The sequence below is a fragment of the Exiguobacterium sp. KRL4 genome (assembly GCF_001870785.1).
Classification (GTDB): Bacteria; Bacillota; Bacilli; order Exiguobacteriales; family Exiguobacteriaceae; genus Exiguobacterium_A.
Genome location: NZ_MOLV01000027.1, coordinates 1 through 18262, shown reverse-complemented (window position 1 = coordinate 18262; position 18262 = coordinate 1). Strand labels below are relative to the sequence as shown.

At 48.7% G+C, this 18262-nt stretch carries 26 protein-coding genes and 1 pseudogene; 14 read left to right on the top strand and 13 right to left on the bottom strand.

Features of this window, described 5'->3' with window-relative positions:
• Positions 1-58 precede the first annotated feature (58 nt).
• The 3 genes from BLD48_RS13295 to BLD48_RS13285 all read left to right on the top strand — a co-directional run bounded on the left by BLD48_RS13295 (position 59) and on the right by BLD48_RS13285 (position 2353).
• Complete coding sequence (locus tag BLD48_RS13295; protein ID WP_071500635.1) at positions 59-346, top strand: hypothetical protein; 288 nt, start codon at positions 59-61, stop codon at positions 344-346.
• A 146-nt stretch (positions 347-492) separates the two neighbouring features.
• Positions 493-1731: an MFS transporter gene (locus BLD48_RS13290; protein WP_071500634.1), complete on the top strand. Its 1239-nt coding sequence runs from the start codon at positions 493-495 to the stop codon at positions 1729-1731.
• A 124-nt stretch (positions 1732-1855) separates the two neighbouring features.
• Positions 1856-2353 carry a DinB family protein gene (locus BLD48_RS13285; RefSeq protein WP_071500633.1) on the top strand — a complete coding sequence of 166 codons (498 nt, stop codon included), beginning with the start codon at positions 1856-1858 and terminating at the stop codon, positions 2351-2353.
• Between the two features lie 15 nt (positions 2354-2368).
• On the opposite strand, the gene BLD48_RS13280 is transcribed toward BLD48_RS13285, so the two are convergent.
• Positions 2369-2632 (bottom strand): hypothetical protein, encoded by a 264-nt coding sequence (locus tag BLD48_RS13280; protein ID WP_071500632.1) that lies wholly within the window; start codon positions 2630-2632, stop codon positions 2369-2371.
• Positions 2629-2940, bottom strand: coding sequence for a hypothetical protein (locus BLD48_RS13275; protein WP_071500631.1), 312 nt, complete (start codon positions 2938-2940; stop codon positions 2629-2631). The genes BLD48_RS13280 and BLD48_RS13275 overlap by 4 nt, the downstream gene beginning before the upstream one ends.
• Positions 2941-3159: 219 nt before the next feature.
• Here BLD48_RS13275 and BLD48_RS13270 point away from each other — a divergent pair, with 219 nt between their 5' ends.
• From BLD48_RS13270 to BLD48_RS13255, 4 genes are all read left to right on the top strand, one after another.
• Positions 3160-3702, top strand: a complete 543-nt coding sequence (locus tag BLD48_RS13270; RefSeq protein ID WP_071500630.1) for a hypothetical protein — start codon at positions 3160-3162, stop codon at positions 3700-3702.
• A gap of 23 nt (positions 3703-3725) precedes the next feature.
• On the top strand, positions 3726-3947 hold the full coding sequence (locus BLD48_RS13265; protein WP_083412334.1) for a PLD nuclease N-terminal domain-containing protein: 222 nt from the start codon (positions 3726-3728) through the stop codon (positions 3945-3947).
• 176 nt (positions 3948-4123) lie between these two features.
• Positions 4124-4549 (top strand): MarR family winged helix-turn-helix transcriptional regulator, encoded by a 426-nt coding sequence (locus BLD48_RS13260; protein WP_071500629.1) that lies wholly within the window; start codon positions 4124-4126, stop codon positions 4547-4549.
• Between the two features lie 20 nt (positions 4550-4569).
• Entirely contained in the window at positions 4570-4941 is a 372-nt protein-coding gene (locus tag BLD48_RS13255) for a hypothetical protein (RefSeq protein WP_071500628.1), read from the top strand.
• A gap of 43 nt (positions 4942-4984) precedes the next feature.
• Here the strand turns inward: BLD48_RS13255 and BLD48_RS13250 are convergent, their stop codons facing one another.
• From BLD48_RS13250 to BLD48_RS13235, 4 genes are all read right to left on the bottom strand, one after another.
• Positions 4985-5335 carry a hypothetical protein gene (locus BLD48_RS13250; RefSeq protein ID WP_236630033.1) on the bottom strand — a complete coding sequence of 117 codons (351 nt, stop codon included), beginning with the start codon at positions 5333-5335 and terminating at the stop codon, positions 4985-4987.
• A gap of 5 nt (positions 5336-5340) precedes the next feature.
• On the bottom strand, positions 5341-5559 hold the full coding sequence (locus BLD48_RS13245; protein WP_071500626.1) for a helix-turn-helix transcriptional regulator: 219 nt from the start codon (positions 5557-5559) through the stop codon (positions 5341-5343).
• Positions 5560-5830: 271 nt separating this feature from the next.
• Positions 5831-6394, bottom strand: a complete 564-nt coding sequence (locus tag BLD48_RS13240; RefSeq protein WP_071500625.1) for a DUF1349 domain-containing protein — start codon at positions 6392-6394, stop codon at positions 5831-5833.
• A gap of 51 nt (positions 6395-6445) precedes the next feature.
• Entirely contained in the window at positions 6446-6817 is a 372-nt protein-coding gene (locus tag BLD48_RS13235) for a hypothetical protein (protein WP_071500624.1), read from the bottom strand.
• Between the two features lie 87 nt (positions 6818-6904).
• Here BLD48_RS13235 and BLD48_RS13230 point away from each other — a divergent pair, with 87 nt between their 5' ends.
• Entirely contained in the window at positions 6905-7387 is a 483-nt protein-coding gene (locus BLD48_RS13230) for a hypothetical protein (RefSeq protein ID WP_071500623.1), read from the top strand.
• Positions 7388-7412: 25 nt separating this feature from the next.
• Here BLD48_RS13230 and BLD48_RS13225 read toward each other — a convergent pair whose 3' ends face one another.
• Positions 7413-8093: a glyoxalase gene (locus tag BLD48_RS13225; RefSeq protein ID WP_071500622.1), complete on the bottom strand. Its 681-nt coding sequence runs from the start codon at positions 8091-8093 to the stop codon at positions 7413-7415.
• A gap of 112 nt (positions 8094-8205) precedes the next feature.
• Between BLD48_RS13225 and BLD48_RS13220 the strand changes: the two genes are divergently transcribed.
• Positions 8206-9063 carry an alpha/beta hydrolase gene (locus BLD48_RS13220; protein WP_071500621.1) on the top strand — a complete coding sequence of 286 codons (858 nt, stop codon included), beginning with the start codon at positions 8206-8208 and terminating at the stop codon, positions 9061-9063.
• A 19-nt stretch (positions 9064-9082) separates the two neighbouring features.
• The gene (locus BLD48_RS13215) at positions 9083-9865 is read left to right on the top strand and encodes an HAD-IIB family hydrolase (protein ID WP_071500620.1); all 783 of its coding nucleotides are present in this window, start codon (positions 9083-9085) and stop codon (positions 9863-9865) included.
• Positions 9866-9950: 85 nt separating this feature from the next.
• Here the strand turns inward: BLD48_RS13215 and BLD48_RS13210 are convergent.
• Both BLD48_RS13210 and BLD48_RS13205 read right to left on the bottom strand, forming a co-directional pair.
• A pseudogene (locus BLD48_RS13210) lies at positions 9951-10428 on the bottom strand (DNA topology modulation protein).
• Positions 10425-11483: a DUF871 domain-containing protein gene (locus BLD48_RS13205; protein WP_071500619.1), complete on the bottom strand. Its 1059-nt coding sequence runs from the start codon at positions 11481-11483 to the stop codon at positions 10425-10427. The pseudogene BLD48_RS13210 and the gene BLD48_RS13205 overlap by 4 nt, the downstream one beginning before the upstream one ends.
• A 134-nt stretch (positions 11484-11617) precedes the next feature.
• Here BLD48_RS13205 and BLD48_RS13200 point away from each other — a divergent pair, with 134 nt between their 5' ends.
• Together BLD48_RS13200 and BLD48_RS13195 are read left to right on the top strand one after the other, a co-directional pair.
• The gene (locus BLD48_RS13200) at positions 11618-12106 is read left to right on the top strand and encodes a DUF4825 domain-containing protein (RefSeq protein ID WP_071500618.1); all 489 of its coding nucleotides are present in this window, start codon (positions 11618-11620) and stop codon (positions 12104-12106) included.
• A 46-nt stretch (positions 12107-12152) separates the two neighbouring features.
• On the top strand, positions 12153-12428 hold the full coding sequence (locus tag BLD48_RS13195) for a hypothetical protein (protein WP_071500617.1): 276 nt from the start codon (positions 12153-12155) through the stop codon (positions 12426-12428).
• A gap of 83 nt (positions 12429-12511) precedes the next feature.
• On the opposite strand, the gene BLD48_RS13190 is transcribed toward BLD48_RS13195, so the two are convergent.
• The 4 genes from BLD48_RS13190 to BLD48_RS16545 form a co-directional block, all read right to left on the bottom strand.
• Positions 12512-13885 (bottom strand): PTS transporter subunit EIIC, encoded by a 1374-nt coding sequence (locus BLD48_RS13190; protein WP_071500616.1) that lies wholly within the window; start codon positions 13883-13885, stop codon positions 12512-12514.
• A 12-nt stretch (positions 13886-13897) separates the two neighbouring features.
• A complete protein-coding gene (gene murQ / locus BLD48_RS13185) occupies positions 13898-14782 on the bottom strand; it encodes an N-acetylmuramic acid 6-phosphate etherase (RefSeq protein ID WP_071500704.1) in 885 nt (294 codons plus the stop codon).
• Positions 14783-14930: 148 nt separating this feature from the next.
• A complete protein-coding gene (locus tag BLD48_RS13180; RefSeq protein WP_071500615.1) occupies positions 14931-16871 on the bottom strand; it encodes a glycoside hydrolase family 3 protein in 1941 nt (646 codons plus the stop codon).
• Between the two features lie 230 nt (positions 16872-17101).
• On the bottom strand, positions 17102-17287 hold the full coding sequence (locus BLD48_RS16545; protein ID WP_236630032.1) for a hypothetical protein: 186 nt from the start codon (positions 17285-17287) through the stop codon (positions 17102-17104).
• A 42-nt stretch (positions 17288-17329) separates the two neighbouring features.
• On the opposite strand from BLD48_RS16545, the gene BLD48_RS16540 reads away from it, so the two are divergent.
• Together BLD48_RS16540 and BLD48_RS13170 are read left to right on the top strand one after the other, a co-directional pair.
• A complete protein-coding gene (locus tag BLD48_RS16540) occupies positions 17330-17653 on the top strand; it encodes a hypothetical protein (protein WP_236630031.1) in 324 nt (107 codons plus the stop codon).
• A gap of 94 nt (positions 17654-17747) precedes the next feature.
• Entirely contained in the window at positions 17748-17993 is a 246-nt protein-coding gene (locus BLD48_RS13170; RefSeq protein ID WP_083412333.1) for a hypothetical protein, read from the top strand.
• The last annotated feature ends 269 nt before the right edge of the window (positions 17994-18262 follow it).

Here is an 18262-nt window from a genome sequence, read left to right as displayed (position 1 = left end):
TCCTTTTTATCCTGTACAATCAAGAAAGTCTGATCATCTAAAAAGGAGGCGTCGCTTCATGAAGTTTCCAAAATGGCTGCTGTACCTCGGGGCGCTTCCGACGTTCGGATTTGCTTTTTACGCCATCACGAGTTCGGACTTCCGAACGGAATTCACGGCACTGTCGTCACTCAACGCGCCTGTCACATCCGTTGTGCTGACCGTGTTCGTCGCTTATTGGACATTGTTCTTTATCTTGACGAACGGACTTCGTCGACACCTCGACTTGATCGTGTTGTCCGCTTTGTTGCTGATCTGTTTTATCTTGACGAGCCTGTTTGCTACGCTCGATTACTTTCTCCCGTGAATGCCTCCCGCTAGCCATCTTTTTGATGGCTTTTTCCATTTTCTTCTTGCAATGCCGTCCACCGTCCCGTAATATCAATTGTAATAAATTTCTATATATTCAAAAAACAATTGTCAAAAACAGATTGACTTTGGGGGCGATGCTGGATGGATTTCAAAACATGGAAACACCCTGCTTTATTATTGACGAGTGTCGGGATTTCGAATCTTGGCGCCTGGGTCTACTTCATCGCGCTGAACTTGATTGTGCTCGACCGGACGAATTCGGCATTGGCCGTCTCCATCCTCTACATGCTTGTCCCGATTGCTGCCCTGTTGACGAGTTTTTGGTCGGGCAGCCTGATTGACCGGGTCGACAAACGGAACATGATGGTGCTTCTTGACGTGTCTCGAGCTGTCCTGATTGCGATTCTTCCGTTTATCGATTCGTTGTTTGTCCTCTATGCCCTCGTCTTTTTGATCAATATGGGCAGTTCCTTGTTCGAATCCGCTTCCCTGATCTACATGACGAAACTCGTCTCGCACAACAACCGGCAACGGTTTAACGCTTTAAAAAACTTCATCCAATCCTGCGGCTTCATTCTCGGGCCGACGATTGCCGGTCTCCTGTTCCTTGTCGGCTCACCGGCATTTGCGATTTATATGAATGCCGGTGCGTTGGCCTTGTCCGCCCTGATCCTGTTTTTTCTGCCGGACTTGGAGAAACGAACGACGTTTGCGGAAGCGGAACGGCTCAGCTTGCGGATGATTGCCGACGACTGGAAAGAGACGTTACGGTTTACGCACAAGCACCGGTACATCACACTCGTCTATGCGCTGTTCTGCGTGATAACGATTTTCATGTCCGGTCTCGATTCTCTCGAAGCGTCATTTGCGACACGGGTGCTTGCGTTTTCTGAAAGTACATACGGCTTCCTCGTCAGTATCGCTGGTGTCGGGATCATCGCCGGCTCTGTCATCAATGCGACGTGTTCGAAATGGCTCAGCCTGCGTTTTTTGATTGGCTTCGGTGCTGTCACGACACCGGTCGGATATTTAATCTTTGCGGCGGCAACAGATTTCATCTTCGCTGCCTTCGGTTTTTTCTTGCTGACGTTTGCGTTGTCGTTTGCGAATACCGGATTCTTGTCGTTTTATCAAAACAACGTCCCCGTTTCAATCATGGGCCGCTTCTCCGGTGTCCTTAATGTCGCCGAGTCGGTGTTTGTCATCGGTCTGACGTTAGCAATCGGGATGCTCGCCGAAGTCTTCTCGATCCGTTCGACCTACATCGTCTTCTCGCTTGGCTTCCTGTTGATCGGACTGATCACGTTACCAATCGTGTTTAAGCACTCGAAACGAAAGTTATATACGCTGACGGTCGAAGCAGAGCAAAAAGTCTCTTAACCCTACAACGCTAGGGGCAACGAGGATTTTCTCCTTGTTGCCCCTAGTGTTTTTTCGTTTAGACCGTTGTCAGTCAGGATATAGTCAAGAAACCTGCTAATTTCCAGCCAAAGGAGGGCTTCCCATGACAGAAATCGAATGCCTGTTCCACCTGCATCAAGAACTCGATCGGTATTCGGAAGACGAACTGCACTACATCTCACGACCGGGTGTCTGGTCGCTTGGTCAAATGTATGACCACGTGTTGCTCGTCGCCCACGAATATCTGGATGAAATCGAAGCATGTGCTTCACTCACCACTCGTTCAGCTGCCGGAAAAACGCCGTATGGCGAAGAGCTGTTCCGACAAGCTGCCTTTCCACCCGTCAAAATCAGGCTCCCGGATGAGATGAATGCACCGCCGAACAATACCGACAGTGCCGATCAGTTAAAACACCGTCTCCTTCAACTGGTCGAACGGATGGAAGACTGGTCATCACGGCTTGATCAGATCGATCCGACATCGAAAACGGAACACGGCGGTTTCGGTTGGCTGAACGCCCATGAATGGTATCGTTTAGTCGGTATGCATACGCGGCATCACTTCCGTCAAAAACAGGAGCTGGAACACCAATTACCTTAAGGTGTACCACTTGTTTCAGTTCCTCTCGACCACTCCAGATTCATTGCGCGAGAAGACGTGGCTGTGAACTGTTGAAAGCGTTGGTTCAACAGTTCGGCGGGCAAACAGATAATCGTTCAACCGGACCGGGAAGTTCGGCAGTTTGTTACGAACCCGAAGACCCACTTCCGTCCCGAACGGATACGCTTGTCCATAAACCGCTTTAATGTCGCCTTCTGGATTCAGCTGAAAAATTTGATTCAAACTGATGTCAGTCACCTCAGATATTGTTGGCGTCATCGACATCCAACCTGTGCGGGGACTTTGATGGTCGGTTCTTTGATCATCGTCTCACTGCCATACGTGCCGTTCACCCGGTGCAGGTAATAGATATCGTCGCTCGGACCAACCGCGACACCGCTCGCTTCGCCTACCTGTTGTTGTTCGTCGCTTGTTTTTGGCGACACAACATTCCCTTCATAGTGTTTACTGGTCGCTTGGACCGGATACGATTTCTTAAAGACCGGTTCTGCTCCCCCGCGTGACCACCACGCCACTGTCAGTCCAAGTACCAACATACTCCCGAAGAAGATGGTTTTCTTTTTCATTATGTACGACTCCTTTTTTTACTCCTCTCACTATACGTCTTTTGTTTCGTTTCCCTCCTCAGTCTAGCGATGTAACTTCCCTCCGGCTTCCATCTCTTCCCTTATTCGTCCCTTTTTTGCACGATTGTCACAAAACAGTAACGTTTCTGTCCTTTCTCCAATTGTAAAAAAGTGTATATTTAAACCATCGACTACACTAAAGGAGGCATTACCTACCACGTGAAATTCTTCAAATCCCCTCGAACGCTTGAATTGGAATGGATTCCGAAACAGGACTGGCAGACGGTCTGCACACAGCGAATGATTGACATACCCCATCATCCAAACGAACAAATCGTCGGACTTGCCTACAACAATCAACAGCAAGTCGTTCAAGTGACACGAAACTTACAGGCACCACTGTTCGGCTATTACGTCACGCTACTGGAAAACAGCCAGGCGAAAAAAACTGTCTTGTCCAAACGTTCGCACATGACCATTCAACACTTATCGACGCGCCTGTTCGGTTCCGTCGAACTGGCCGAGTTTTCGTTGCTCGATATCCATGTCCGGGAAGAAGGACTCGGTGAACGTGGTCTGTTGTTAGAAGCGTTGATCCATGACATCGAACAGAAGTACACCCACTACCGGGTCAGCGGAGATTTCACTGCCATTTCTTACGGCGGCCGCGTCGCTGCCGAGTGTTTTACACGATACGGGTTTACGATCGACCAAAATCAATTGATTTTGAAAAACTACCACGATCGTTTGTTCGTCAGTTAACCATCTACTGGGAGGTACATCCATTGCGCCTGAAAGAGAAACCATACGTCAAAGCCGTCGTCTACACACTGGAATTCATTTTACTGGTCGCATCCTATGTCGACTTATGGAAACGCCCACGCACTCGCGGACCCAAATGGTTGTGGGGTATCCTGATTTTTCTCGTCAACTATCTCGGACCGGTCGTTTATCTCGTCTGGGGACGTCATCCCGCGACGCCAACCGAGTCATCGATCCACGACTAAAAAAGCTTCACTCGTTCGTCCTGACGTTCAGGCAAATGAGTGAAGCTTTTTTGTTGGTATCAAGTGGTAGGAGATTCATCGATTCTGTGTTAATTTGAGTATAATGAATTACTAATTTTTCAACTTTCGAGGACCATTACTTAACCGTTTACACGGTGACAGAAAAGAGGGATTTGATGACATCACACCTATCCACTCCATCCTACCGTCATTGGCTGGCCATCCAAAAATTGCATCACCGTTACATGAAAGAAGTCAATGCCGTCTTAAAGGACTGGGGCTTATCAAAATCGCAATTTGATATGCTTGATACGTTATATCGCGAACAGAGTGCAACCCAAAAATCATTAGAAACGACACTCGAGCTATCCAGCGGTGCCATCTCACAAACCTTAAAAAAATTGTTTGAGCAACACCTGATCACACGTAAACGCATCGATCGGGAAAAACGACTCGTCTTGACACCGTCCGGGGAGACGATCGTTCAAGAATCGGCACCGGTCGTCGAAGTCATCCATGAACAGTACTTCAAAGCCTTTACGATGGACGACCACGAATCGTTTGACCGCCTGCTTCACAAGATGCAGAGTAATCACTTTTGATCATAAAAGGAGTTGTTCATATGATCCTTCGGCATTTTACACACCGTCGCTTTTTACCGGCAATCGTTGCCCGAGGCGGCATATCGGTTCAAGATACCGAGACACCATACTTACAGTTCGAGTTTAATCCAACAAGTGATCACCTGAAGCAGACGTTTCACCGGATGCAGCATGCTGCTGACATTCCGTGGGACGAGACGGATACGGTTGTCCTCGACTTTGATTTCGTCAAGATGCAGGCCGCTGATATCGACGTCCTGGAACAGGTTGAATCGTTTACGGGAAAAATCGAGTCCGTTCCTTCCAATGGTCCAGTCCGCTTCGTCAAAAACTTTTTGTCGCTTGGCTATTTAACGGAAGAATCACGGGAACAACTGTCTGAATACTACTGATCACACGTCAAGAACAGGCCATTCGTGCCTGTTCTTTTTGTCGTCAGCTGCGTCGATTGTAGATAAACATCATGATTGGGAAAGTCAGGACCTGAATGAAGAGCACAGACAACAAAGCTGTCATAATCTCGTCGATGACGTTCCACTGGACGAGTGTCAACATGATAAAAACATAAACCATACTCAAGAGGTATGACATGTGACCACTTTTCTGCTTGATATCTTCTTGTCGTTCGTCATAAGTTTCAGTAGCCGGGAAAATCAGATCGGTCGCCAATTGACTGATTCCGACCAACATAAATACGATACTGTGCGGACTCGCCCCATCGAACAGCGTCAGATAACCGCCGTAAATTAATAAAACTGCGGCGAGTAACCGATTGATCATCGGCATGTGTCTCATCCTACATCGTCTCCTTTTTTCTTCGATTCGGGAATAAAAATCGCTTCAATCGGATAATCAAACAAAGCCGCAATCGAAAATGCGAGTTCGAGTGACGGATTATACCGCTCCTTTTCAATCGAAATGATGGTCTGTCTTGATACGCCTAACGCCTTCGCTAAGTCCCCTTGCGACCACTTACGGGCTTCACGCAAAGCCTTCAATCTGTTCTTCATTCCCATCACTCCTCACTTCCAATAATAGGTAAAATCCATTTAACCTGTCAAGCTCCCTTTACAATCCGAGCAATAGAAAACCGCCAATCCATCTGATTCGATGGGTCGACGGGGTGACATCATGGTTTAATCGGTTGCGTGGCTTTGGGCTTTTGACATTTAGTATCTTCCCACCGCCAGTCGTTGATGAAGAACTGAAACATCAGAACAAATTGCGTGAAAATCACCTAATTCTTCTCACTCTCTTACAAGACGAGGTGCTCACGCTATTTTATCTTTCCTGGCAGTCAAACGACAATATTTCCACTTCACACCCTTGTCCCTCAAGATTCGGGCTGCACGCGTACGGTCCGACTTTCCAGTCCCCTTCCCCGTGCAGATGCGCAATCCGTAACTGTTCCTTCGTTTCGCCGTCCACAAAATACAGTTCTACGTCCTGGTTTTTAAAGACAAGCTCAAACGTCAACGGATGATCAAAAACGGTATTTTCAATGTCCCGCGACGACCAGTCGGAATACCCGAATGACGTGACGACGGCACCGAGATGCGATTTCCCTTCCGGAATAAATTCTGCTGAAACTTTTAGCCAGTGATCTTCGTTTAGATAAAGAAGGATTCCTGCCTGATCATACGTCTGACGCGGATCCAACTTCACTTCAATCCGGCAGGAGAACGATGTTGACGGAATCGGTCGAAGTAAGGCGTGACCAGTCATCCGGTTAAATTGATAGTATGTATTTCGCCAAAAATCGGTATCGCCTTCTGTCTTAAAGGTCAGGCGTTCCTGTATACTGAATTCTTTTGGTTCGTTCAACCAAGTAAAACTTTTCCACATATTGATTCCTCCTATTTTTTATAGATTAGCGCTATAACACGCTATTAACCGCTAGTCATTTCTCATTTGTTCGAACTCTAGATGCTCAGGCGATCCATCATTGGATGAATCCAAAAATCCGTGCCCCCAATATGCTGCTGTGTATTTTCCGTCTTTTTTCTTCACATTAAACAAATAAGACGTTTTTGGTTCATCATCTAAAATAATGTCATATGCGTAGCCGAATTTCCAAAACTGACCTTTAATTTGATAATCTTCTTTTTCTAACTTAAATTCTTGTTTCAGCTGTTTTTCCAAATACAGTTGGTGCAACACCGTTTGATGATAGATATACAAAAAGCAAGACAAAAAAACAAGAAGAATGCTAAGTAAGATGAACCGCCCAATCCGCCACTTGCCGTTTGCTTTCCAAAAGTTCGTCATCAGCTCTCCTTTCCTGCTGTTCCGACGTATGATACGGTACAGACAAGGAAGATATAGTTAACAAACTACCTAATTATTTAGAAAGAAGTGATCAACTTGAAAAAACACCTCTTGATGCTCTGCTTCCCGTTCCTCTTCTTAATCGTCCCGTTATGGGCGGATCAGCTGTCGCCGCTCTTACAGGCCGTCTTTTTTCTGATGCTGTTCATCTCTGTCTGTTTATCGCTACATACCGCGTGGTCTCTGTTCAACCGACGTTTCCCGAAGTGGATGGCGCGCGTCAACAGACTTCATCCGGTTCTCGGCATTTTGCTTGGTCTCGTTCTCTTAGCGGCGTTCGGTTATCTGTTCTTCACCGTTTTTTCGATTGTGCCATTTGGTCTGCTCCAAGGTGTTTCGACGATTGTCTTGATGTACATCGGGTTGGCGATTTTCGTCTTCCTCCTCAGCAGTTTCGTTGAAGGCATCACCCGCCAATCGAAAGAGAGCCTTTTTCAACCCGTTTTAATCTTCATCTCCGTCTCTTATGTCGTCTTGACGACATTCGGGATTTTACAGCTCATGGCGTAACCTCTAAACCCGTCTGCGCATGGGTTTAATTTTCGTGATGCAACGTACCGTCTGCATCGATCCGGACATGTAGCTTGCCGTCGATTTCGAGAACGAGTGGACTTGTGACAGCCTGTTTCGGTGAGAACAACCACGTCCGTCCGGCTCGCCCGAGCAACAGATGAGTGCCGTCTTCCGGTGCCCCGAGGAAGTTTAAGAAATCCACGTTAATCGGCTGATGGTAGCGGTGAAAGACACCGAGTTCAGCAAATCCTGCCCCTACACCGGCGACGTCCGGCGTCGTCACGTTCATTTCACCGATATCCAGAATGTCACTCACCGCAAAACTTTCAAGCGACTTATTCGGATTGACGTCATGCCGGGCAATCAATTCGACGACGTTCTCGTCCGGATCGTAAAAGTAGACGGAATGGGCATTGATGTTTTCAAAAAAGATTTCGTCTGCTCCGTCCTCGATCAATAACGGCACCTGCTGTTGCAACCAGTCCTTCGCCAGCTGAAACGCATTCCCCGGAACGTTGAACGCAAAGTGGTATTGTTTCGGTTGCTGTGTCGTATCCTGTTCAAACCGAAGCTGACTTGTCCCAATCTGAATCGTAAATGAAGTAGCAGTTTCTTCGACGAGTCTGAAGGCAAGCGTCGTCGTATAAAAGTATTGCATCGGTTTTACGTGATCCGTCCAAAGTGTTGCTGCCGTAATTTTCATTCCACATTCCCTCCGTCAGTCTTTTAAATTCACTAGCTTCAGTATACAACAATTGATGTATAATACTGGTTAAAAAGTAAGTACATACCTATTCAGAAACGGAGGAAAACAGATGAAACGTTACAGTATCGCATGCGTCGGAATTTCAACACACATTACAGAATGGGGCAACCCGAATCACCCGGTGATTTTTTGCCTGCACGGTCTCGGCGGAACCAGCCTCAGCTTTATTGAACTGGCCGATGCTCTGAAACATGACTACCGGATTGTCTCGATCGATGCACCGGGTCACGGGAAAACCGAACCGTTTCCGGATGAACGGGATTATCAGTTTGCCCGGTTTTCCGATTGGCTGAATCAGCTGTTCGAACAGTTGCACATCGAAGACTTTTATTTCCTCTCGCACTCCTGGGGCAGTTTCATCGCGCTTTTCTATCAAAAAGAACAACCGGAGCGGGTTCGCGGATCGATTTTGATTGATGGTGGTTATCAGAGTAAACGGTTGCGGGGTACACCACTCGAAGAGGAATCTGCATTTTACGATTCGGATTTTGAGGAGTCCGTCGCGACGTGGGAGGAATTTCGGGACGTTGCCGTTTATGGACCAAAGATGCGCCGGTCGCCGTTGCTTGATCTGGCCGGAAAAGATTTTGTCCGGATGCAGGACGGGCGTTACTACTGGCATGCCCGGGCGAAAACGGCACGCGCCATCTTGACGGCAATGTATCAAGACGAGATTCTCGACTTCCTCGACGATGTCCCCGGTGACAACCTCGTGTTGCTCCATGCGACGTTACCTGTCTCGGAAGAACCGTTCCGCCAACAAGCAATTGTCCTGTGGCAGCAAAAAACCGGTGGAACTGTGATGTCCGCTCCGTCAACTTCCCACATCGTACACTGGGATGATCCGCAGTTTGTTCTGCAGGTGATTCAGGAAAACTGGACGATTTCAAAATCGCTTCACTCATAAAATATGAAGGAGAATCATCATGAATTTTGTTTTTGATTTGGACGGGACCCTCTGTTTTCAAGGTTTGCCGTTGTCTCAACCCATTACAGAGGCGCTTCATACGCTTGAAGAAGCGGGCCACCGTGTCATCTTCGCTTCGGCACGACCAATTCGCGATCTGTTACCGGTCCTTCCGAAAACGTTTCATCATCACCTGTTGATTGGTGGAAACGGATCGTTAGTTTCTCGGTGTGGAGAAATCGTTTATTCAAAGCCCTTTTCTCCGTCCGATGTCATCTACATGCAAAAACTGATTCAACAGACGGATGCCACCTACTTAGTTGACGGTTTGTGGAACTACAGCTATACGGGGACCGCGTCACATCCGATTCTCAAGAATCTAGATCCGTTACAATCCGCAAAAAACGTAAGTCTTGCAGAACATGACACTATTATAAAAGTCTTGATTTTAAGCGCAACGAGTATGGAGGACTTTTCGGAAGCATTACGCGAGATTGATGTCGTTTCGCATTCGCATGGTGAAGAGCAGGTGCTCGACATCAGCCCGAAAGACATCCATAAGCGACATGCCCTTCACATCATGGGCATTACAACAGAAGGATATGTCGCGTTCGGGAACGATGCCAACGACATCGAGATGTTTAAAGGTGCCGTTCATTCGGTCATGATCGGTAGTCATGTCGATCTGGCTGCCTATGCGGATGAACAGATTCCCTTAGACGGTTTGTACGAAGAACAACTTGTCGCTAAACTACGTGAATTGAGCCTCCGTTTCAGTACCGAAAATTGTTTGCCGACTTAATTTTAAGCATCGGGCGAAAAAAGACTACCTCATGTGTAGTCTTTTTTTCATTACCAATGGGTTTGATTTAAATCAGATGATAGTATCAAGCGACGCTCTCCAAAAACTGCCGAACATCGTTCCGAGACTTCAACACGATGATGGTTTTGGTCGACGCAACTTGGTCGAGTTTCGATTGGATGTCAGGTCGTTGTACGTTCGGATAATTCCAAATCCATTTCAAAAAGGCAAAATCGATTCTTTCCGGACAACCTGCCGCCATATCTGTTCTTAGCTCATGGCGGTGACGGATTGTCCGTTTCAAGACGCGGTACACACACGTCACTCGCGGCAGATCAAGAAAGATGATCGTATCCGCCGTAATTCCCGTCGATGATCCAGTCGTCCCGCGCAATCAAATCTGCCTGAATCCGTGTTTGTTCTTCCCGTGGAACACCTTGCCAGTTCGGCTTCCAAAACAATGTATCCAGGTGATAGACTGGGATGCCCAAGGCACGGCTGAGCTGTTTCGCTAACGTCGACTTGCCGGAGCCCCCGGAACCAATCAGCATAATCTTTTTCATTCCGCTTCCACCCACTCCAGCCGGAACCGTCCGCCGGGACCAATCTGTTGCACCAACTCCCGGTCTGCTTCAATCACGCGTCCAATGACATTGACCCGTTCGTCGGTCGCAAGATTCCGTTTCGTCAACTGCAACTCGCCGGCATACCGTCCGTAATTCAGATTGTCGATCGTGACCGATCCGACAGGCCGGTCTGATAAGGTCGCGGGGTCAAGTAATCCATTGCCCGGTCGACCGTAAGCCCGTGACTCGACCGATCGGATGACATCCCGCGCCGGATCCATCCGATTCGTCTGGATACTCGTCAACAGCGGATCGTCGCCTTGACCCGTTACCCGGAGGACAATGATTCCCTCCTGATACGCGGCAAATTGCTGCATCGAACTTTCCGACAAGCCCGGGTCCCCGATCAGAATCCGATCAACGGACGCTTCCAGCTCGAGATAACAGGCAAACGGTGATTGTCCGCGGTGGTCTTCGAGCGTCGGTAACGTTTCGTGAAGCGGACCACGCAGGTGTCCGTCTCCCGGAATAAAAGCTTGGACACGGATCCCCTGTTCACGGAGCCACCGGTTTTTATCATTGAACCAGTCACGATCCAGTCCCGTTTCCGGTCGCGGATAAAAGTTGTGCCACACCTCGACCTGTTCAAGTACGAGCCCCTCCGCTTTCATCGCATCGAGTTCCTCCGCCGTCAGCGTACTGGCGTTTAAGGCGATCATCATCTGTTTTGACAAGTCCGCGACCTGTTTCGGTGTCACGCCGTAGTCGACACGTAGTCCGGTCACCCCCCATTCGGTTAAGGTATCGGCATCCTCCCACGTCTTGCCGAGCGCGGCAAGGGAAGTCGGGGCGATATCCGCGACGAGTTCCATCTCGAGCTGTTGCGCCAGTTGCCCGAGCGTCCGCAAGCGTTCCGTGTACAACGAAGGATCGTCTTCCGGAATATGTAACGAGGTAAAGATTGAGGTAAAACCAATCGTCCGCATCTGTCGGATGCTGTCTTTCGCCTCATCTGTCAGTGGTTCACTCAAATAAACGGCAAGTCCTTTCATCTGTTTCACTCCTTCTTGTCAGCGTAGTGTTCAAAGACCGTCAATTGTTACTAAAGTTCCAATATAAGAATTTTTTAGGAGGTACTTCATGAATTATGATACCATTAGTACGAGATCCATAAAGGAGAGATTGTATGAAACGAATTTTGATTCCTTTCCTGTCGATTGCCTGTCTGGTATTGATCTGGAACGGCTACAGTCAACATGCCGATTCAAAGACGGACCTGTTCCACTTTAAACATTCCTATGTCGGCGACAACAGCGCCGTCGCGAATATCGTCAAAGAACTGGCACACCATCAAGAGTTGCATCAGATTGCCCTCGAAACGAAACAAACACCGTATGGCATCCATTTGACTTACAAGGACATCGAGACGGAACAAGTCGAACAGGAAATCAAAGAAACGGTCCTGTTCAACGCGACCTACCTGTTCGTTCTCGTCGATAACGTCGACCGGATTACGTTTACCTTCCCGGATTATACCTTCACTGTGACCCGCGATAAACTGGATAGCTGGTACAACACGCAACTCAGCACAATCGAACAGGAACAAGCAGTCACAAAATTGATTCAGCGTCATTTGAATTCTGAAACCAAGATCAACCAGGTTTTCGCTGACTGATCTTAAAAAGTAATTACTTATCTACAAACTAATGGAGGTCATCTGCATGTTCGCCTGGTTCGGCATGAGACAGGTTAAAAAAACGGACCGTCAATTCTTTGGAAATCTGCAAAAACGGACTGTGACCTTGATCCTGCTGACAGCCCTTCTCGTGTTGAACGGTGTGAAGTCTCTGTTGACTTACCTGATTCCCGCAGCATACTTGACTGACTCAATCATTGCTGTTCTGCCAGGGACAGCGGGAGTTCTTGTTGCCTTGGTATATGTCTTGGTTCTTGAACGTATGCTACAGGACAAGACTGTCGACACGAAGATACAATAAGCGGGTCAAGTGTAAAAAAAGATGGAACATCACCTCAACGTGATCTTCCATCTTTTCATTTCCCCTGATATCCTTACATCCAGTTAAATCCCGTCTGCCATTTCTTCTTTGAAACCAAACCAGAACGTAAAGAAGAATCCAGCTACGTACGAGATGACGAGACCGCCAATATACGTCAGGTACATCCCGTTATCAATCAATGGTGTCAACGACAGACCGGATACACCGACCCCAAGCGCCGCTGTCTTCATCGTCGCTTGGAAGGCACCGCCGACTGCGGCTCCCATACAAGCCGTCAAAAACGGACGACCGAGTGGTAACGTGACCCCGTACAGCAACGGTTCACCGATACCGAGGAAACCGACCGGAATCGCCCCCTTGATGATGTTGCGTAACCGTTGATTCCGTGTCTTGACGAAAATCGCCATCGCTGCTCCGACTTGGCCGGCTCCCGCCATCGCAAGAATCGGTAACAGTGCCGTGTTGCCAATCGTATTTAACAGCTCCAGATGAATCGGTGTCAATCCGTGATGGAGACCGACCATGACGAGCGGCAGGAAGAATCCGGCGAGGACGGCACCGGCAAGCGGACCACCGACTTCAAGAATCACGTTGATTGCTTTCATGATGCCGTCTGATAAAATGCCGGCGACCGGCATGATCGCATAAAGTGCCGTAAAACCGACAATCAAGACGGTAAAGAGTGGCGTAAAGATGATATCAATCGAGACCGGCATGAACCGACGGATATGTTTTTCGAGATACGTCATCAACCAGGCGGCAAAGATGACCCCAAACAAACCACCCCGACCGACGACAAGCGGTTCACCGTAAATAATGATATCGACAAGCAGCGGATTAAATAGAATTCCGCCGGCAATCGCCCCGAGGACCGGTGTGCCGCCAAATTCCTTCGCCGTATTCCAACCGACGAGAATCGCTAAGTAGGCGAAGACGGTACTACCGATCAATAACAGAATCTGCATCCACGTTTCTGTCGCATCAACCCCGGCATTTTTCGCAAAGTTCGCCGCTCCATTGATGATCCCCGACGCGACGAGTCCCGGAATGAGCGGGATGAAGATATTTCCCAAACGACGTAAAAAGCGTTTGAACGGTGACTTTTGTTTGTCCTTCACTTTTTGCCGTTCGATGGCAGCCCGTTCTTCAAACGTCAGATTCTCATCGACCGACTCTTCACCGATTGCAAGCCCCGTCTCACGACTCAAATGATCGGCCACCCGGTTGACCGTTCCTGGTCCAACAACGATTTGCAGCGTCTCGTCATCGATGACGCCCATGACACCGTCAATTTGTTTGAGAGCCTGGATGTCCGCTTTCGTCGGATCTTTCAGCGACAACCGGACACGTGTCATACAGTGGGCCAGTTGCCGGAGATTGTCTTTTCCCCCGACATGTTCAAGAATGGCGGATGCGAGCATTTCTTCCTTCTTCATGTTCGTCCCCCCTTAAAGCGCGTCGCGGACGAATCCGTGCGCACGTTGTAATCGTTCGACCGCCTCAGTATACGAAACGTCCGCTAAAATCATGACGATCGCCGTCTTGACGTGACCATTCGCCGATGTGAAATAACGCGCAGCTGTCTCAAGATCAACCCCTGTCGCTTCCACGATCATCCGTTTGGCCCGGATTTCGAGTTTTTCATTCGTCGATTGGACATCGACCATCAAGTTTTGGTAGACCTTCCCGACACCAATCATCGCTGCCGTCGAAATCATGTTCAAAACGAGCTTTTGTGCCGTGCCGGCCTTCAGGCGTGTCGAGCCGGTCAAGACTTCCGGTCCGGTTTCGACTTCAATTCGGAAGTCCGCGTGTTCACTGATCGCCGCCTGCTTGTTGCAGGACAGGGCAGCCGTCGTCGCACCGACTTCACGTGCATAGTCCAGACCGCCGATCACGTAAGGGGTCCGGCCGCTTGCTGCGATGCCGATGACGGTGTCATTCGCCGTCAGCTGAAGTGCCCGTAAATCTTCGACAGCAAGCGTTTTGCTGTCTTCCGCCCCTTCGACGGCTTTGATGAGTGCCCGTTCGCCCCCGGCAATCAGTCCGACGACCATGTCCGGTGAGACCCCGAACGTCGGCACACATTCGGCCGCATCCAGCACACCCAATCGGCCGCTCGTTCCGGCTCCGATGTAAATCAATCGTCCGCCCGCTTGAAACGATTGAATGACCCGATCGATGACTTGTTTGATGACCGGTATTTCCTGTTGAATGACAGCGGCGACCGTTTGATCCTCCGCATTCATGACCGTCAACATGTCTTCAACCGACATGTCGTCGAGACGCATCGTCTTTTCATTCCGGCGTTCTGTCGCTAATTTCTCTAACATGACCTTCATCCTCTCTGACAACTCCTTCTACTTTCTATCCGAAAAATATAATAACAATTAAAATTAATAATAAATGAAATTTAATTTCAAAAAGAGTCAATAGGGAAAGCCCAATCGGATTGATTGAGCTTACCTATTCCCTACGTCCTTACCGGTTCCAGTTGCGGAACCCATCCCCAAACTCGAGGTGAAGTTTGTTCCGGAACGTACCGTCTTTGAACTTCGGTACATCAACCGGCAGTTTTCCTTGTGGTTTCACTTCACCAAAGATGGCGCGAATTCCTGCCGGTAAATTCGGTCCGGCTGATTTCGTGTTCCCGGCTTCCGAGTCCGGACCATTTGGATCTCCCTTAAAGCCGTAGACAAGCAGTTGCGCTTTCGCGTCCGGTTGCACGGCGACATCATAAGGGTTTCGGAGACTGAGCAGGACGGACGGTGTTTTTGTACGTTTCGCCTGACGGAACACTTCCGCCGGTACGTAGTGATCCGCTGACGTCGCTTTCAGCTTGTCACTGTTGTTGACGTTTGAGCCGACGATAAGGTAGTCCGCAGCTGCCAGCTTTTCTTGCAGATTCGGATTTTGATCCAGATGCGGCGTCGACGCCGTATAGTTTTCCGTCAATATGTTCACGTGTTTCAAGTTGCCGGCGTTTTTCTCAAGCGACCGGATTGTCTTGACCATACTGTCCGTCTGATCTTTTGCCGGCGACAAGACAAGGATCGTCTCCCCTTTTTTGGGTTTGAACGGCAATGTTTTCTTGTCATTTTTAACGAGCGTGACCGCCGCTTCCGTCATTTTTCTTTCGAGCGCCTTATGTTCCGGACTACCGACGATTGTTTTCGCTTGCGCCAGTTTTTCATCGAGCGTGACAGGTGTGTCCGTTTCATTCCAAATGCCGCGTGTTGCTTTTAACGTCAAAATCCGCGAGACAGACTGATCGATGTCCGCTTCCGACAGCTCACCGCTTTCGACAGCTTCAATCACGTCGTCAAAAATCGTCTCGAGTTTCGTCACGTCTTGTGTCGACCGGAGAATCGTCGGCATCAAGGCGATATCGACGCCGGCTTTAAACGTCTTGATGACTGCTTCCGACTCCGTGAAGTTGTCAGCAATCGCCTGCATGTTCAAGGCATCGGTAATGACAAGTCCCTGATACCCGAGCTCTTCCCGCAAGACGCCGGTGATGACGTCATCCGATAACGTCGCCGGTAACGGGAACGTGCCTTTTGTCGATTCGACGACTTCATCCTCGATTTGCGGCATCCCGATATGTCCCGTCATGACCATATCGATTCCTTCAGCAATTGCCCGTTTAAACGGAATCAGTTCTAGCCGTTTCAGTTCGGCAAGTGATTTATCGACGACCGGTAAACCGTAATGCGAGTCGACTGCCGTATCCCCATGTCCCGGGAAGTGTTTTGCCGTCGCAGCGACACCCTGCTCCTGAATGCCTTGCGTCATGGCCGAACCCAGTTCCCCGACCAGCTGCGGATCACTTGAAAACGACCGGACGCCGATGACGGGATTACCCGGATTGTTGTTGACGTCTAGGACCGGACCAAAGTTAACGTTGATTCCGAGGGCCTTCAACTCGGACCCGATGATGCCTCCCGCCGCTTCCGCGTAGGATGCACTGCGAGTCGCTCCAAGTGCCATATTACCCGGTAAATTCGTTCCCGTTCCGAGTCGTGTCACGATCCCGCCTTCCTGGTCAATCGTCACGAACAACGGGATATCGTTGCTTGTATCCTGCTTGACGACCTCCTGCAAGTCATGGACCAGTTTCGTCGTCTGCTCCGTCTCGCTGACATTTTCCGCAAACAGGATGACGCCCCCTAAATCAAACCGGTCGATGACCCGTCCGACTTCCGGTGCCAGTTGCGTATGATTGACCCCGTCCCATAACCGGAAATCCGGCATGATCATTTGTCCGATCTTCTGCTCAAGTGTCATCTGATCCAGTTGTGTGTCGACCCGTTCCATAACGGATGGTGTCGTTTCGGCCGCGACCGGTTGCATTGGCAGTGACGCGGCGAGTAGCGCCGTCGTCAATCCGAGTGTTGCTGTCCAGTTGAGTTTCTGTCCCATATGCTCAGCTCCCCTTTTGTTTTGACCCCTGTTTGAACTCCTAAATCCATCTGACCATCCACTGCTTGGCGTTTTTTCAAACTCCGTTGGTGCTTTCCCCTGCGTTCACCGTTAGTATAACAACCACACCGATAAGAAACAATGTTTTATTTGAAAGCGCAAACAATTTGAAATAAAATTTCTTTCGCCATTCTTTTCTGACATGACTAGAGATAGGACATCCTGTACAATTAACACATCATCGCAATCAAACAGGAGACGAATATGACATGAAAAAATTCCGTGGCAAACGCCGCTACTTTCGACAGCTTCAAATCGAGCAACACCTCACTGCTCACAAACTGGATTTCAGTCCCAACAGTTGGTTCGATTTTTGGCACGTCCATCTCGATTTTGACGGACGCGGAAATGGCCATCTCAAAATCAGAAAAGCACATGTCCGAGCTCTGCTTCATCTCATGAATGAGCTGGACGCCGAACTTCAAACGTGGGGACATCCTTACCAACTGTGGATCGAACTGTCCCGTCAAGACGCTGGAATGGATGCGGTTTTTGTCCATTCGAACAATCCGAACGATGACAACTTCCCGCACACCGTTCTGTCCTTATCGAACTCGGTGGGTCCGCTACCGGATTATCTCGAATCCATCGATGACTTGAAGAACTATCAAATCCATTCGTACGAACGGAAAGACTACGATGCGTTTGATGATGACATCCCTGAAGAAGTCATCGATCAGGTGCTCGTCATTCAACGATTGGACTGTCGCTTTCCACTTTGATATTGGATTAAAGATCAAAATAGGAACAATAGGAGATATCGTCATAAGAGAGTAACGGATTGCAATGACAATCAAGTAAAGGAGAATTACGAGAATGAGCATCCGTTGGAAAGAAGAAACCATTTTGTTCGAAACGTTTCGCGAGGCGGACGTATGGGCGGACTCGATTGCAAATGAAATCCATGGTCGAACGATTGACGGCTACTGTACACCCGACTATAAGATTGCATGTGCATTAGCCTTTTACTTGGCGCAAGTTCCGATATCCCGGGTTCGAACCAGAGAAATCCCTTTTGATGAGATCATCTATTATCAAGTTTGGATAGAAACATCGCAATAGATGGGTGAGTGACAAAAAAATCAATAGAGTGGACAGATATTACTGATTCTTTCTTAATAGAAAAACAAAGACCACATCCAACCCGATGTGGTCTTTGCAGATCGTAGACAAACCCTCATTTCAACATTGAAATGAGGGTTTGTCTTATGTAGTCGTATAAAATGGTCTGAACAACAAGGATTCCCACCGGAATCCCATGACCAGTTCGCCAATTTTTTGAGGTTCAGGGCACTAAAAGTAAGCATCGCTTGTCACGTTGTTTTTTTCAA

Excerpts from the sequence above, each read along its gene's own strand:
- BLD48_RS13215 (WP_071500620.1), top strand. The coding sequence starts at position 9,083 with ATGAATTTTGTTTTTGATTTGGACGGGACCCTCTGTTTTCAAGGTTTG.
- BLD48_RS13240 (WP_071500625.1), bottom strand. The coding sequence starts at position 6,394 with ATGTGGAAAAGTTTTACTTGGTTGAACGAACCAAAAGAATTCAGTATA.
- BLD48_RS13295 (WP_071500635.1), top strand. The coding sequence starts at position 59 with ATGAAGTTTCCAAAATGGCTGCTGTACCTCGGGGCGCTTCCGACGTTC.
- BLD48_RS13220 (WP_071500621.1), top strand. The coding sequence starts at position 8,206 with ATGAAACGTTACAGTATCGCATGCGTCGGAATTTCAACACACATTACA.
- BLD48_RS13170 (WP_083412333.1), top strand. The coding sequence starts at position 17,748 with ATGAGCATCCGTTGGAAAGAAGAAACCATTTTGTTCGAAACGTTTCGC.
- BLD48_RS13285 (WP_071500633.1), top strand. The coding sequence starts at position 1,856 with ATGACAGAAATCGAATGCCTGTTCCACCTGCATCAAGAACTCGATCGG.
- BLD48_RS13275 (WP_071500631.1), bottom strand. The coding sequence starts at position 2,940 with ATGAAAAAGAAAACCATCTTCTTCGGGAGTATGTTGGTACTTGGACTG.
- BLD48_RS16545 (WP_236630032.1), bottom strand. The coding sequence starts at position 17,287 with ATGGCCATTTCCGCGTCCGTCAAAATCGAGATGGACGTGCCAAAAATC.
- BLD48_RS13190 (WP_071500616.1), bottom strand. The coding sequence starts at position 13,885 with ATGAAGAAGGAAGAAATGCTCGCATCCGCCATTCTTGAACATGTCGGG.
- BLD48_RS13195 (WP_071500617.1), top strand. The coding sequence starts at position 12,153 with ATGTTCGCCTGGTTCGGCATGAGACAGGTTAAAAAAACGGACCGTCAA.
- BLD48_RS13245 (WP_071500626.1), bottom strand. The coding sequence starts at position 5,559 with ATGAAGAACAGATTGAAGGCTTTGCGTGAAGCCCGTAAGTGGTCGCAA.
- murQ (WP_071500704.1), bottom strand. The coding sequence starts at position 14,782 with ATGTTAGAGAAATTAGCGACAGAACGCCGGAATGAAAAGACGATGCGT.
- BLD48_RS13235 (WP_071500624.1), bottom strand. The coding sequence starts at position 6,817 with ATGACGAACTTTTGGAAAGCAAACGGCAAGTGGCGGATTGGGCGGTTC.
- BLD48_RS16540 (WP_236630031.1), top strand. The coding sequence starts at position 17,330 with ATGAATGAGCTGGACGCCGAACTTCAAACGTGGGGACATCCTTACCAA.
- BLD48_RS13205 (WP_071500619.1), bottom strand. The coding sequence starts at position 11,483 with ATGAAAGGACTTGCCGTTTATTTGAGTGAACCACTGACAGATGAGGCG.
- BLD48_RS13255 (WP_071500628.1), top strand. The coding sequence starts at position 4,570 with ATGATCCTTCGGCATTTTACACACCGTCGCTTTTTACCGGCAATCGTT.
- BLD48_RS13280 (WP_071500632.1), bottom strand. The coding sequence starts at position 2,632 with ATGACGCCAACAATATCTGAGGTGACTGACATCAGTTTGAATCAAATT.
- BLD48_RS13260 (WP_071500629.1), top strand. The coding sequence starts at position 4,124 with ATGACATCACACCTATCCACTCCATCCTACCGTCATTGGCTGGCCATC.
- BLD48_RS13250 (WP_236630033.1), bottom strand. The coding sequence starts at position 5,335 with ATGCCGATGATCAATCGGTTACTCGCCGCAGTTTTATTAATTTACGGC.
- BLD48_RS13290 (WP_071500634.1), top strand. The coding sequence starts at position 493 with ATGGATTTCAAAACATGGAAACACCCTGCTTTATTATTGACGAGTGTC.
- BLD48_RS13200 (WP_071500618.1), top strand. The coding sequence starts at position 11,618 with ATGAAACGAATTTTGATTCCTTTCCTGTCGATTGCCTGTCTGGTATTG.
- BLD48_RS13180 (WP_071500615.1), bottom strand. The coding sequence starts at position 16,871 with ATGGGACAGAAACTCAACTGGACAGCAACACTCGGATTGACGACGGCG.
- BLD48_RS13225 (WP_071500622.1), bottom strand. The coding sequence starts at position 8,093 with ATGAAAATTACGGCAGCAACACTTTGGACGGATCACGTAAAACCGATG.